The organism is Desulfomicrobium aestuarii (assembly GCF_055385525.1).
Genome location: NZ_AP042427.1, coordinates 1,380,526 through 1,393,470 on the forward strand (window position 1 = coordinate 1,380,526; position 12,945 = coordinate 1,393,470).

Consider the following 12,945-nt stretch of genomic DNA (forward strand, 5'->3'; position numbering starts at 1 on the left):
ACACTTCGCCCTCCAAAACGGCTTTGCGCCTTGCCAGAATGAATTCTGGACGGTCGTCCGCGTTCTGGCTCGCCGAGGACTCCGTGGGGGACGATGCCCCGTCATCGCGAGCGAAGCGCGGCGATCCATCTTCGAGATTTCTCCTTCATGTAACGTATCGAGGCATTTCCGGCTTGTCCGACATTTCCACTTCCCGTGCATCCGGCCCCGTCTGTCTGGGCATCGAGACGTCCTGCGACGAGACCTCCGTGGCCCTGTGGGCCGACGGGAGGATCGAGGCGGAGCTGGTGCATACCCAGATTCCCATGCACTCCGTGTTCGGGGGCGTGGTGCCGGAGCTGGCCTCGCGGGAGCACCTGCGGCTGCTGGACCCGCTGGTCGAGTCGCTCCTGGCCCGGGCCGGACGGCCGGGGGGGGAGGGCGTCGAGCTGGTGGCCGTGACCCGCGGTCCGGGCCTGCTGGGCGCGCTGCTGGTCGGCATCGCCTACGCCAAGTCCTTCGCCCTGGCCCGCGGCGTGCCGGTCGTCGGCGTCAATCACCTGCACGCCCATCTCCTGGCCTGCGAATTCACGGGTCCCATCGAGTACCCGGCCCTGGGCCTGCTGGTCTCGGGCGGGCACACCCACATCTACGCCATGCCCGCGCCCGGGCGCTTCGAGCTGCTGGGGCGCACCTTGGACGACGCTGCCGGCGAGGCCTTCGACAAGATCGCCAAGCTGCTCAATCTCCCCTATCCGGGCGGCAAGTACATCGACGAACTGGCCCGGCTCGGCACGCCCGTGCGGGGGCTTTTCACCCGTCCGTACCTGAACAACGACAACTGCGACTTCAGCTTCAGCGGCCTGAAGACGGCCGTGGCGCTGCACGTCGAGCAGAATGCGCTGCCGGCAGTGGATTACGCCGTTTTCGACCCGGACGCCGTGGACGCGAGAGTCAAGGATCTCTGCGCCACGGTCAGCGAGACCGTCGCCCAGACCCTGCTGGAAAAGACGCGTCGGGCCCTGGGGCGCGTGGACGGCGCCCGAACCGTGTGCATGGCCGGCGGAGTGGCCGCCAACTCCCGCCTGCGGGAGGTCTTCGCCGCTTTTGCCGAAGCCAACGGGCTCAAATTTCTGGCCCCCGCGCAAAAGTATTGTGGTGATAATGCTGCTATGATAGCGTACGCAGGAGTTCAGCTGGCCCGAGCCGGACTGGCGAGCTCGCTGGATTTCGAGGCCATCCCCCGAGGGCGGGCTGTGCCTGACGATTATATCGTAAACCCTTTGTTCAAGGAGTGAATAATGGCTGCTCAAGTGAACGATGCCGGATTCGACGCTGAAGTTTTGAAATCTGATCTCCCGGTGCTGGTGGATTTTTGGGCGCCGTGGTGCGGGCCGTGCAGGGCCATCGCTCCTGTCATCGACGAACTGACCCAGGAGTTCGAGGGCAAGGTCGCCATCATGAAGATGAATGTCGACGAGAATCCCGCCACGCCGAGCAAGTTCGGCATCCGCGCCATTCCCACGCTGATCCTTTTCAAGAACGGCGAAGTGGTCGAGCAGGTCACCGGGGCCGTGTCCAAGGCCAGCCTGAAACAGATGCTCAATGACAAGGCCCTCTAGTTCAAGAGGTTGCTGATAGTCCCTAACCGAGGGTGGCCGCGCGGATACGCAGCCGCCCTCGTTCTTTGCCGAGCCCCGTCCCTTGATCCGCGGCCCGGCGCATCCTTCACCATTAGCCAGGTTTTTGCCATGCGCACCAAACTGATTCTTTTTTCTCTGGTCCTTCTTCTGAGCGGCTGCGGGGCCATCGACTACTATTTTCTGACCCCGCCCGAGGATACGGCCCAGGAGCTTTTCGAGAACGCCCGCGTGTCCATGCAGGAAAAGGACTACGCGCAGGCCATCGACTCCCTGGTCAAGCTGAACGACCGCTATCCGTTCAGCCCCTACGCCATGGACGCCCGACTCATGCTCGGCGACGCCTACTCCCTGGATCGGCAGTACCTAGAAGCCGTGGACGTCTACGAGGAGTTCCTGTCCATGCACCCGCGGCACGAGCAGATCGACTACGTCCTCTTCCAGATCGGCGTGAACAAGTTCAACTCCCACAAATCCATCGACCTGCCCCAGACCCAGCTGTCCGAGGCCATCGAGTCCTTCAAGCGGGTGGTGGACGGCTACCCCAAGAGCGTCTACCGCGAGCCGTCCCAGGAATACATCCAGAAATGCCGCCGCCTCATCGCCGAGCACGAGCTCTACGTTGCGGACTTCTACTACAAGACCGAGCAGTACGGCGCCGCCTGGGCCCGCTACAAGTACGTCCTCGACAACTTCCCCGACCTGACGGACATCGCCCAGACCGCCGAAACCCGCGCCAAGGCGGCCTGGTTCTACGCCCAGGAGCAGGAAAACGACACCAAACGGCATCCGAGCAAGATCAAGCCGTATTTCGACTGGCTGTAGCAGTCCAGGGTTGATTCCGGGCTGCATTTACGCGGCGCTTTTGGGAAGACTCATAAAGTCTGCGACCAAAAGCGCCGCGCGTATTTGCAGGCATCACGCGCGAGTTGTTCGCGCGGACACGGTGCCTCTCCAACACAGTTGCGCGTCGTGACGCCTCACACTGGGGCCATCGTCTGATCTTCGACGACTCCATGGCTTCCCGCAATTCACTCGCAATGCCGCATCGCCAACGCCGTCGTTGCGATGGGACTCCGATGAAGCTCCCCATTCTCGAATCTTTGGCGTGAAATGATGGAAAGGAATGGACTGCCGCGCGGCGCTCGCAGTGACACTTGAGGTCGGTCATCATGTCATGGAAAATGTGAGGACCTTGACGCACACAATTCCGTAAGCGCACTCGCGCAGCTTCCGTTCTCTTCGCGCTCCCTGCTTTCTGGTATAAGAAACTGGCGCACATTGTGCATAATGTCATGGTTGCATGGCTGGGGATTTTTTGGGCGGCTCGTGGACAGGCTGTTCATTTCCCCGGCCATGCCTGACAGTGCCCCGATAAAGGCTGAGCTTTGCTCGGCTCTCCCCGATAATCGCAAGGCGCAGGAGTTGTGTGTTGGAAGAAAAACGAAAATCATCACGAAAGGCGTCTCTGACGCGATGCGTTGTCGACAGGCTTTTTACGTACGAAGCGCACATGCCGTCGCGGGTGATCAATTACAGCGACAACGGCTTGATGATCGAACTTGATGCAGATCTTGCTCCGGGAGATGCAGTGGCCGTCAAATTCGAGGGAGGAGCTGTCGAGGCAGCGGTGTTTGGCGGCTCGATATGTATCGGCATGGTGCGTTGGTGCACCAGACAGGATGGGTTGTTCGGAGGCCTGTACGGGGCGGGTGTGGAATTGGCAAACCATTATTCAAACAGAGCAGCGCCATTGTCTACCTAAAATGATTCTGCAAATTTTTTTGTAACGCCCTTCGGGGCGTTTTTTTTTGTAATGATACGATCTTTAAACAGGACGTGGTTCCACCGGGACCGGAATTTGTGATTGTGTTTGACATCTGTCAATCTTATAAAGTTGTTGATATAAGGATATTTATTGTGTGAGTGTTCGACTGATGTACCTGAATTTCAATTTAATAGTAACTATTTTTAAATATTATATTTTATGTCTTACAAAATCTGTAAATATATTCGCAGTAAAATGTTATGAAAGGAATGTTATTTGCATTTTTATAAAATTAATAAATACATGTAATTTTTTTAAATTGATCGGTAAATTTCACTCGCCCTGAATCTGCGTCTCGAAAGCAAACATGAGGAGGATACATGAGAGTATGGGTTCCTGATATTGTGTACAGAATTTTTCCTCTCTTCGCCGGCATGGTGGGCTTTCTTGGTTGTCTGGCGGGGACGGCTGCCACGTTGAGTCTCGGGAGCCTGTTGATAGTTTACAGTAGCGGCGTATACTGCATGCGAAGATTTTGAACAGATGGTCCTTTTGAGATGGGGTTTTTCATTTCGTAGTAATTATGAATTTTATCGAATAGTTGTAAGGAGTGTAAGTTTTTCCGACATCCAATTGGGGTTATCTTACAGTTCTATGACAAGGGGCCTGCAGATGAAAATCCGCGGGCCCTTTGTTCTGGTTCAATCAAGTTTGTTCGATGTCGGCGTCGTCGCGTGAGGTGTCCGAGTTCCATGATGCCCGTGTTGAGCTGGAGTAGATTGCCGAACTTGAGGATGGGGAGGGGCGGGGGGCTGAGATGGGCCGGGCACAGGTCAAATGCAGAGCAAGGGTGTGTAAGGAAGGTGGCGCGTATAAAAGTCGATCTATTTGAGTGTCACGGAATTTGCTATAATTAATTACTCGACTTTCGGGGTTAGCCATTAGCAGCTAACAACCTTTGTTCATTGAAAATATAATCGAAATCGCGCCCCAAACTACGCATTCCGTCTCGGAAAGCCTCAAACAGTATGCGTTCAGCCTGGTTCTGAGCTTCGCCAAGTTTCTTCAGGTTTTCCAGGGTGATGTCTAGGATTTGGCACAGCGCTTTGACGAGCGTGCAGTCCTCAGCCTCTTCGCAACAACGATGGAATAGGAGGCCAAGTGTTCTGGGGTCGTCAGTCCTGCGTTTCTCGATGCTCAGGAAGATGTATCTGGTCATCACGATGGTCGTGTGGGCGATGAGGGCATCGAAGTCCCGGCTTTGGCAGCCTTTCTCCAGCTCCAGGTGCTGCTTGGCCGTGCGGAAGAATACCTCGATGTCCCAGCGCTTGCCGTAAATGCGGACTACGTCTTCGTCGGCAAGGGTGAGGTTCGTGGTAAGCAAGGCCAGCCAGTCTCTCTTGTGCTTGTTTCGCACGAAGACGAGCTTGGCTTTGAGGCCGTCCTTGAACTCTACCTGTGCGTTGGCCAGGATCTTGGCCCTGCCTCTGCGTTTTCGGATCTGGCTGTAAATCAGCGTCACGTCCATCTTCTGCCCTTCGAAGATGTAGTGGATCTTGGATGTGCGTTTGACCATGCAGATGACGGGGATGTGCTTGCAAACCTCGGAGATCAGGGCAGGCATGGCGAACCAACTGTCCATGAGCAGGTACTTGGCCTTGAAGCCGGCCTTCAGAGCGCGTTCGATCATGGGTTCGATCAGATCCGTGGATTTGGTCACAGCCTCCTGGCGCCGCCGTGCGCCGCATGATCTCTTATCAAGATCTTTGGAAACTTCTTGGTATCGTTGCTTTTTGTTCGCAGAAGAGCGCAGCGCAAAGTCGAGAGGCAACAGGGTCGATCCATCGGACCATGCCAAGGTGAGCAATTTGAAACCCTTGAGGAATCGCCCAGTCGTATGGTCATGAACTTTGGCCAGCAGTTCAACCTTCTTCGATCTGGGACGCTCGATGGTGGAATCGTCGAGAATAAGCACGGATTCACGACCTTTACTCGTCAAACCGTCAACAAATTCATGAACGCCAAAGGCTAGTTTGAGCAAGAATCGTCTCCAACCGAAATTGCTTGAGCGCATGAACTCATAGATGGCATCTTTTCCGACATCGCTTTTTGGATTGATGACGATGCTTCGGTAGATATTCTTTCCGATAAACGGAAGAACAAAGATGTTCAGAAGAATAGTCAAAGCAGAATATCCTCTTGCTTTCTTGATGCTTGAATTTCGCGCAATGGTCGCAATTCCGAACTGACTGAAAAACGAATCAATTCTGCTCTCACACTCGTTTTTAATGAGTTGCAAATCGATGGCATTATTTGTAGTTTGCATGCGGGGATTCCTTTTTTGTGTTCTAATGCGTGGTAACAAAAGAACTACTACAGAAGAGGGATCCCCTCAATCAAAATATTCAATTATTCTCGATAGATTTCTTTTTCTCCGACTTTACTAACAACCCCGAAAGTCGAGTTAATTATTTATCTTCTAATTGAGGTGAGATTTGGGGTCCTGAGTGGTTCAATTACTTCTGATTGTAGCCGCAGTCGTCACGTCTTTGGCCATGCAGGCGCTGGATGATATTCTGAGCCAGCGTGGAGTGATCTCTGTTCTCCACGGAGGATTGCTCGGATATGGGCAGGTTTATGTCGCCAATGAGTTGCTGCTGTGGGGTGGTGGTCACTTGAATTGGCTGGTGGTGATTCTCCTCGCCATCGCGGCCATGGCGTGGTCATATTTGAGGATCATGAACACGTGGACCAGGTGGGTATGTGCCTTCAATTTGGGGATTTTTGTCGGAGTTCTTTACGGTGGCTATGACTTGGTTTGACATTTGAGGGGAATCTTCTCCTGGCCGTCGTTTTCGCGAGGTAGATATGCTGATCGCATGGGTAGTCACTGTGGTGTGTTAAAGAAGTAGCATGTATTACGGGTCGTCATGTGGTAAGCATCGGTAATTTTGACATGTTTTTTTTTGTCTAATGTGAGTGTTGCTGAAGTAATTTAATATTATTCAAATTTTGTGCTCATATAATAAAATATCACTTTGTCGATTTTAATCGTTATTAACGTGATGCATTGTTGGTATCTGTAAAGTTGTACGTGACTTGATTGTCTTTTCTTTTTGTAAGGCAGGTTGCTTGTGAGAGATCACGCTTCATGGGTTCCAGATCGGTGCGATATCATTCTTCTCGATTGTACATCAATGTGGGGTGATGCATTGCGCTGTCACAAGCCTTTTCTCGTTCTTTCGCACAAGGCTTTCAACGAGCGTACGTCGCGCGTCATCGGGCTGCAGTTGGCATTTGGGGACAGGTGCGCTTTGTCGTCCGTTCGCTCGGGGCAGCATGGCCGCACAAGTGGAAAATCGCTTCAATTGTTTGTTCAGGTGCCAAGGTTTAAGTCTTTGAACTGGCGCAGGCGCGGAGCCATCCCGTACCCGGTAAGACGTCTTTCGGATAGTTTTTTTGCCAATGTCTGTTTGTTGCTGAAAGAAATTGTTTAGGGAGTTGTTGCATTTTTGTCAGTTGAATATTTTGCCCGATTCGAGACGTGGTTCTAAAATTTTAAGACATTTAGTAATTTCAAGCGGATAATTAAAATTTACTTGTCAGTGATTTTGAGTGCGTCTAATTTGAAAATGTGCATGTGTTTTTAATTTGATAATGTATAGGCAATATAGTAAATTAATATTCATTATTATGTATTGATGTGCTTCTTTTTGTAAATTTGTATCAATATAGGCTGCATTTTTGTTGTATGTTTTGGCTTATATATTCATATTATATGATTCTTCTTGTGAATTAAATAATTAATTATGAATCTCAGAGTGAATATTTCAAGTGAATTGCAAATTTGCATCATTAATAACAGTGACTTATGGATTCGTCAGTAAAATATCTAGGGTGCGGTGTAAGGGTTGTCGACATTCTTTGAGGATTGGCGTTTGAATTCGCCTTGAGTTTGTCTCAACAATCTAAATTTAATCATTATTCCTGCTTTAGCCTTTTTTTTGCATTACCAGAATTGAACGAATAATACGAAGACAAAGTTTCAACCTCGGAGGACATTATGAAGAGAGCACTCATGACATCGATTGTGGCGGGGGTCTTGCTCTTTGTCGCGAACATCGGCTTTGCAGGCACCATGGTCACGCAGTGGGAGTATCTCAACGATGCCACGTTCGCCTCGTTTACGCAGACCGATACAGGTGTCAGCACCGTGCGCATTGAGGATGGCGGAAAGACGCTGATTTGGGGTGACAGCACTCTGCCCATCAATACAAGCGAACAAAGCAAGATCGTGATCAGTCCTGCTGTTTCCGGTTCAAATCTAGTTACGGCTCTCAGTCCGGCAGTGCCAGTTCCGCAGCCGGTAATCACGGTTACTCATTTCAACAACTCAATTGACGCAAGTTACAAGACTCTCACTTCTGCTCTCATTACAGCGACAATTGAATTTTCTCCATACTTGCCTGACAATACTGCAAACCTGTTCCAGTTTTCCACTTCAATCGACTTCTACTTCTTCGAAACTCCAAACAGCAACCCGACGCCTAACGACATCTTCGTTCTGAAGGATCCGTCGGCCACTTCTGGTTCGTTCAGTTACGATGGTTACACGTACTCCTACATGTTCACGGGATCAGGATTCCAGCCCATAGGAGCCACGTGGGGTGATCCCTACGCCACGTACATCACAAACAATCTGCCGAATGGCGCTTCTGTAGGCCAGGTCAATGGGCAGTATATCGGCTGGGTCACGACCGAGGATTCGCTTACCGTGGCTCCGTTCTACGTATCCATCAGCGCGACTCCAAATCCTGTCCCCGAACCGTCCACCATGCTCCTGCTTGGTGCTGGTCTTCTCGGGTTGAGCGTGCTTGGCAGGCGCCGCCACAGCTGAGTCGACCCGTTTCCTGAAAATGATGAAGGGGAGCTGCGGCTCCCCTTTTTTGCTGGTTCTTTCGTAAGGGATAGACAGCCCAGGGTTCTGCCGCAATCCTTCATGCAAGACCTCGTCGAGGATCGTGTCGCGAGTGCCTCTGGTTCCGGTCAGTTCGAAAGCGTGTGGTTCACCCGTCGGCTTCGGTGCGTGGATGTCCAGCCCTGGCGGGCTGCAGTGAAAAGTTGCGGAAAAGTCCGGCACGAAGAGGTGATGCAGGCTTCAGGTAATAAGTATTTTTATGTAATAAAATCTTTTTTTTATCCGATATATTATGTATGTTATGTCCACTAGGTGGCAAAGTCATGCTCAGGGTTCGTGCGGCGTTGAGTCTGTCGGCCTTGGCGGGCGTCACTGGCGATTTTGAGGTGGTGTGGGAAACCGTGCGTTGCGGCTCTGACCTTGCATGCATGCCTGTCGAGCCGCGGCTGAGAAGGTTTCCGGAGTACGTGATGACGGGGTAGCGGCGTCCTCGGATGAAGGGTGCAAAGTTGCATCGAAGATGTCTGCATGGCGACGGCCTCGCAACGCTCATTGCTCAAGGGGGTAAACATGGACCGTTCCATCGAACGCAGACGCACCATCCGTATCAGGCGCTCCGCCCTGACTTCCGCCAAGCTTGACGACATAGACAGGCCGGCCATCAAGATTGCAGAGACCAAGGAGGAGTTCTTCAAGGCCTTTCGCCTGGTCTATGAGGAGTATTCAGATCAGGGGTACATCACAAAATCCCATCCCTTGGCGATACAGTACAATATTCATAACTTTCTGCCGAAGACATGCGTTTTCGTCTTTCAATCCTATCATGATGTCATTTCGACCATCTCCTACATTCCGGACACCCCTTTGTTCGGGTTGCCACTCGACTCTCTATACCGCGAAGAGGCGAATCGTCTGCGGAAGCAGGGAAGACGGCTTGTCGAGATCGGTTCTCTGGCCACGGAGAGGAGCCTGCGTGGCCGCAATGTCGTCATGTATCTCTACAAAGCCATCATCAATTACGGGCTCATGACTGGTGCTAACGACCTGTGTTTGACAGTGAATCCAAAACACGTGCGTTTTTATGCCGACATCATGCTTTGTGAACAGATTGGAGAAGAAAAATATTACCCTTGGGTCGGTGCTCCTGCCGTTCTTATGCGCGCAAATTTTGACACATACGCTCAGAACATGCTCGAAACATACAATACGGATGACTTCGAGACGGATCTGGCCACATTTTTTTTGAAGATGCGCGGTTCTAAGGTGGATAAAGATATTGATGTATTACGCTATGAGCGCGAGGAGTTTATGGATTACGACGCTGCTCGCTATTTCTTTCAGCAGAGACCGGAGGTGCTTTGCGGTCTGACGGACGAGCAGATCGATTACTTGGAATGGTTTTATCACAAGGCCCTGAACGTTCCCTCGTCGCTGGTTTGTCCGCTTGAGTCGGACGTGGCCTCCGAAGGCGGTCGGGTCGGGAGAGCATGATGCCGGAACACCGCGTGCCGAAGACTGCCAGGGAGTTTCAGGACCAGGCGTTCGCCAGAAATCACGGCCTGATCAGTATCGATGAGCAGGATGCCGTCGGCAGGGCCGTCGTGGCCATCCCCGGGCTGGGAGGCGTTGGCGGACAGCATCTCATCTCTCTGGTGCGGACGGGTTTCCGGCATTTTCGGTTGGCCGAGCCCGACACGTTCGAACTCGTGAACACCAATCGCCAGTTCGGCGCGTCAACGGTGAGCCTCGGCCGTTCCAAGCTCGAGATCATGAGCGCCCATGCGCGGGCCATCAACCCGCATGTCGTCCTCCAGCCGTTCCCCGCGGGGGTGACTCCGGAAAACCTGGACGCCTTCCTGCGCGGGGCAGATGTGGTCGTGGACAGCCTCGATTTTTTCGCCTTCGACATCCGGCGCAAGCTTTTCATGCGCGCGCGCGAACTGGGTGTCCCGGTCATTACCGCTGGTCCCCTGGGTTTCAGCACGGCCGTGCTGGTCTTTTCTCCGGGTGGCATGTCTTTCGACGAGTACTTCGACATTCGCGAGGGCATGAGCGAGGAGGAGTGCTTTCTGCGCTTTGCCATGGGCCTCTCACCCAAGGGCATGCATTTCCGGTACATTGACCGCTCACGGGTCAGCCTGCAACGCAGGAAGGGGCCGTCCTCCTACATAGCCTGTCAGCTTTGCGCCGGCGTGGCCAGCATGGAGGCCGTGCGGCTGGTGCTGGGCCGTCCCGGTGTCCGGCCGGTGCCGGCATACATGCAGTTCGATCCGTATTTGAACGCATTCCGTTCCGGGAAGCTCCTCAAGGGAAATCGCAATCCCCTGCAGCGGCTGAAGCTGGCCGTAGCCACGAAATTCCTCCTGGGGAAGGATGGCCGAAGGGGGCACCAGGCTCCGCCCAGGCCGGCGGACAACGGGGCTTTTCCCTTATCCTACGAAGGGTTCCGCTATCTTGCCGCAGCTGCGGCCGCTGCCCCTTCGGGCGACAACGCTCAGCCGTGGAGATTCCGCACCCTGCCTACGGGTCTGGCTGTGCACATGGTCCCGGAGGCGGACACATCCTTTTTCAATGTCCGCCAGATAGCGACGCTCATCGCCTGCGGCGCGGCGGCCGAAAACGCGGCTCTGGCGGCCGGAACTCTCGGATTCGGGGCGAAGGTGGAGCTGCCGGAAAAGATCGGTCCCGACAACCTCGTAGCCACAGTCTGTCTTTCGGAGGGTGGCGCCGAGGATCCGTTGGCCGATGTGATCTGGGAGCGCTGCACCAATCGCAGGCTCTACAAGCGCAAGGTTGTCTCCGACGGCATCCTGGACCGCCTGCGCGTCGAGGTCGAGGCTTTCGGCTGCAGGCTGCATGTGGTCAAGGGCGAGAAACTGAAGTCCTTGGCCAAGGTCGTTTTTCAGGCCGACAGGATCCGCACGGAACACCGGGGGCTGCACGAGCATTTCAATTCCATGGTGCGGTTCACGGACGCCGAGACCCTGGAGAAACTCGACGGGCTGCCCCTCAAGAATCTGTACGGCGGTGCGGCGGGAGAGGCTTTCCTCAAGCTGACCCGTGACTGGGAGCGCATGCGCCTGGCCAACGCACTGGGATTTGGCCGTATCGTGGCCTCACATTCTGCCAAGGGCATCGTAAACAGCGGTGCGGCGTGCCTGCTTACGGTTCCGGGCATGGGATGGGGAGATTTCATATCCGGCGGCAGAGCATTGCAGCGGTGCTGGCTCAAACTGACTGATCTTGGTCTGGCCATGCAGCCTATGACGGCGGTGACGCTGTTCCGGTTGCGGTGGATATTGGACGGGCAGGAGGGTTTTGAAATGAAGCACCGAGATATGCTGCACGACCTTTGGCCGAAATTCGACGGTCATTTCCCCGAGTTTGATTTTAGGAGGGAAGGGCAGGTGATGCTGTTTCGTATCGGCTACGGGCGTCCGATTGAATACGGGACATGGCGTAAGGCCGTGGAGGCGGCTATGCGCGAATAACGGTATGTCGATTCGCGTTTGCTGTGCAGAGTGCAGTTCCGTGGAGTTGGTGTAATATTTGTCGACAGATTATCTCGGAATTGAACATTTTAAATCACGGGAACCTTCTGAATTACAGAGGTTCCCGTGATTTTCTTGCAGGCAGGGAGTTAGTTGCGCTGTTTGCGTCTGAGAGCGGCAAGAGCCAGGACAGGCAGCGCCAATCCAAGAAGAGTCAAGGTTGCTGGTTCAGGAACCGGGTTCGGCGGAGGAGGCGAGAATGTCCCAGTCAGAAAAAGTTCTTCGAATCCATTGTTAAGACCGAAAAATTCAAAGTAAACATCAAAAGTGTATCCTTTATCGTAGTACTTACTTAAATCCATTGTTGGAGAGTAGACGATGAAGTCCATTTTGCCGCTACCCTTGTTGTTGTCTACTGTAATGAATGATCCTTCAGGATATTCAATTGTTATTGTTCCAGGGGCTGTTACTTTGTTATTTGTATTATATAAGTGATCATTCACACTGTCAAAAGCCCAGTCTTCTATGATGCTTTCGCCATTTCTTATAGTCATGTAAGATGTTACGGTCAGATTCGGATTGGCAGCATTCTGATTCAGATCAAATGTAAAGACGGGAATGTTGACTAACGGACTGAACGCGTCGTGGAGGTAATTGACAAGTTGGTCTACCGGGGCGCTCCACGTGCCGATCGTAGAGGGGTTGTCATAATCCACAGGGTCTTGAAAGTCATATAGGCCGCCTAACACGCCGGTGTTGGTCGCACCATTCGCTCCTGTCATCAACAAGAGGTCTAATCCTCCTGTTCCGGTGGAAACATCGTAGCCGGCATAGCCAAGCTCAGTCAGTATCCTCGCCGAATATGAGAAAAAATCATCGTATTGAATTGCATTGGGGAAAACAGGCTCGGGCAGCGTGGTCACTGACCATGACGGAGACGCAGTGATAAAGATCAACCCTGCAATGGTTGCATATTTTGCAATCAGCTTTCGCATAAGTAAACTCCTTGTGGTTGGATTACCTTATGCCTATGCTTTAGCATTAATTATGCCGAATTGCGCACAGGTTTGACTTGGCCAGATTTTTCTCCAGATGAAATAAAAAAACCGGGAAACTTGAGTTTCCCGGTTGAGAGTGGCTATCGCGAAT

The 12,945-nt window shown here is 53.0% G+C and carries 10 protein-coding genes; 8 read left to right on the plus strand and 2 right to left on the minus strand.

Translation table 11 applies throughout. The annotated features are described in order from the left end of the window. Positions 1 to 182: 182 nt before the first annotated feature. From tsaD to ACZ5AC_RS06355, 4 genes are all read left to right on the plus strand, one after another. On the plus strand, positions 183 to 1,277 hold the full coding sequence (tsaD, locus tag ACZ5AC_RS06340; protein ID WP_464250603.1) for a tRNA (adenosine(37)-N6)-threonylcarbamoyltransferase complex transferase subunit TsaD: 1,095 nt from the start codon (positions 183 to 185) through the stop codon (positions 1,275 to 1,277). A 3-nt stretch (positions 1,278 to 1,280) separates the two neighbouring features. Continuing rightward, positions 1,281 to 1,601: a thioredoxin gene (gene trxA, locus ACZ5AC_RS06345; protein WP_028577211.1), complete on the plus strand. Its 321-nt coding sequence runs from the start codon at positions 1,281 to 1,283 to the stop codon at positions 1,599 to 1,601. Positions 1,602 to 1,730: 129 nt separating this feature from the next. Further along, positions 1,731 to 2,444 carry an outer membrane protein assembly factor BamD gene (locus tag ACZ5AC_RS06350; RefSeq protein WP_464250110.1) on the plus strand — a complete coding sequence of 238 codons (714 nt, stop codon included), beginning with the start codon at positions 1,731 to 1,733 and terminating at the stop codon, positions 2,442 to 2,444. 607 nt (positions 2,445 to 3,051) lie between these two features. Beyond that, entirely contained in the window at positions 3,052 to 3,384 is a 333-nt protein-coding gene (locus ACZ5AC_RS06355) for a PilZ domain-containing protein (protein ID WP_464250111.1), read from the plus strand. A gap of 937 nt (positions 3,385 to 4,321) precedes the next feature. Here ACZ5AC_RS06355 and ACZ5AC_RS06360 read toward each other — a convergent pair. Then, positions 4,322 to 5,713 (minus strand): IS4 family transposase, encoded by a 1,392-nt coding sequence (locus ACZ5AC_RS06360; protein ID WP_464250112.1) that lies wholly within the window; start codon positions 5,711 to 5,713, stop codon positions 4,322 to 4,324. Positions 5,714 to 5,894: 181 nt separating this feature from the next. Between ACZ5AC_RS06360 and ACZ5AC_RS06365 the strand changes: the two genes are divergently transcribed. The 4 genes from ACZ5AC_RS06365 (at position 5,895) to ACZ5AC_RS06380 (ending at position 11,796) form a co-directional block, all read left to right on the plus strand. Next, entirely contained in the window at positions 5,895 to 6,209 is a 315-nt protein-coding gene (locus ACZ5AC_RS06365) for a hypothetical protein (protein WP_464250113.1), read from the plus strand. A gap of 1,241 nt (positions 6,210 to 7,450) precedes the next feature. Next, a complete protein-coding gene (locus ACZ5AC_RS06370) occupies positions 7,451 to 8,284 on the plus strand; it encodes a THxN family PEP-CTERM protein (protein ID WP_464250114.1) in 834 nt (277 codons plus the stop codon). 591 nt (positions 8,285 to 8,875) lie between these two features. Then, positions 8,876 to 9,796, plus strand: a complete 921-nt coding sequence (locus tag ACZ5AC_RS06375; RefSeq protein WP_464250115.1) for an N-acyl amino acid synthase FeeM domain-containing protein — start codon at positions 8,876 to 8,878, stop codon at positions 9,794 to 9,796. Next, complete coding sequence (locus ACZ5AC_RS06380) at positions 9,796 to 11,796, plus strand: ThiF family adenylyltransferase (protein ID WP_464250116.1); 2,001 nt, start codon at positions 9,796 to 9,798, stop codon at positions 11,794 to 11,796. Before ACZ5AC_RS06375 ends, ACZ5AC_RS06380 begins: the two co-directional genes overlap by 1 nt. Before the next feature lie 149 nt (positions 11,797 to 11,945). Here the strand turns inward: ACZ5AC_RS06380 and ACZ5AC_RS06385 are convergent, their stop codons facing one another. After that, complete coding sequence (locus ACZ5AC_RS06385; RefSeq protein WP_464250117.1) at positions 11,946 to 12,791, minus strand: PEP-CTERM sorting domain-containing protein; 846 nt, start codon at positions 12,789 to 12,791, stop codon at positions 11,946 to 11,948. Positions 12,792 to 12,945: the final 154 nt, after the last annotated feature.

What these genes read in the sequence shown, in the direction of transcription:
- ACZ5AC_RS06360 (WP_464250112.1), bottom strand. Translation starts at nt 5,713, where the DNA reads ATGCAAACTACAAATAATGCCATCGATTTGCAACTCATTAAAAACGAG.
- ACZ5AC_RS06385 (WP_464250117.1), bottom strand. Translation starts at nt 12,791, where the DNA reads ATGCGAAAGCTGATTGCAAAATATGCAACCATTGCAGGGTTGATCTTT.
- ACZ5AC_RS06370 (WP_464250114.1), top strand. Translation starts at nt 7,451, where the DNA reads ATGAAGAGAGCACTCATGACATCGATTGTGGCGGGGGTCTTGCTCTTT.
- ACZ5AC_RS06350 (WP_464250110.1), top strand. Translation starts at nt 1,731, where the DNA reads ATGCGCACCAAACTGATTCTTTTTTCTCTGGTCCTTCTTCTGAGCGGC.
- ACZ5AC_RS06375 (WP_464250115.1), top strand. Translation starts at nt 8,876, where the DNA reads ATGGACCGTTCCATCGAACGCAGACGCACCATCCGTATCAGGCGCTCC.
- ACZ5AC_RS06380 (WP_464250116.1), top strand. Translation starts at nt 9,796, where the DNA reads ATGCCGGAACACCGCGTGCCGAAGACTGCCAGGGAGTTTCAGGACCAG.
- trxA (WP_028577211.1), top strand. Translation starts at nt 1,281, where the DNA reads ATGGCTGCTCAAGTGAACGATGCCGGATTCGACGCTGAAGTTTTGAAA.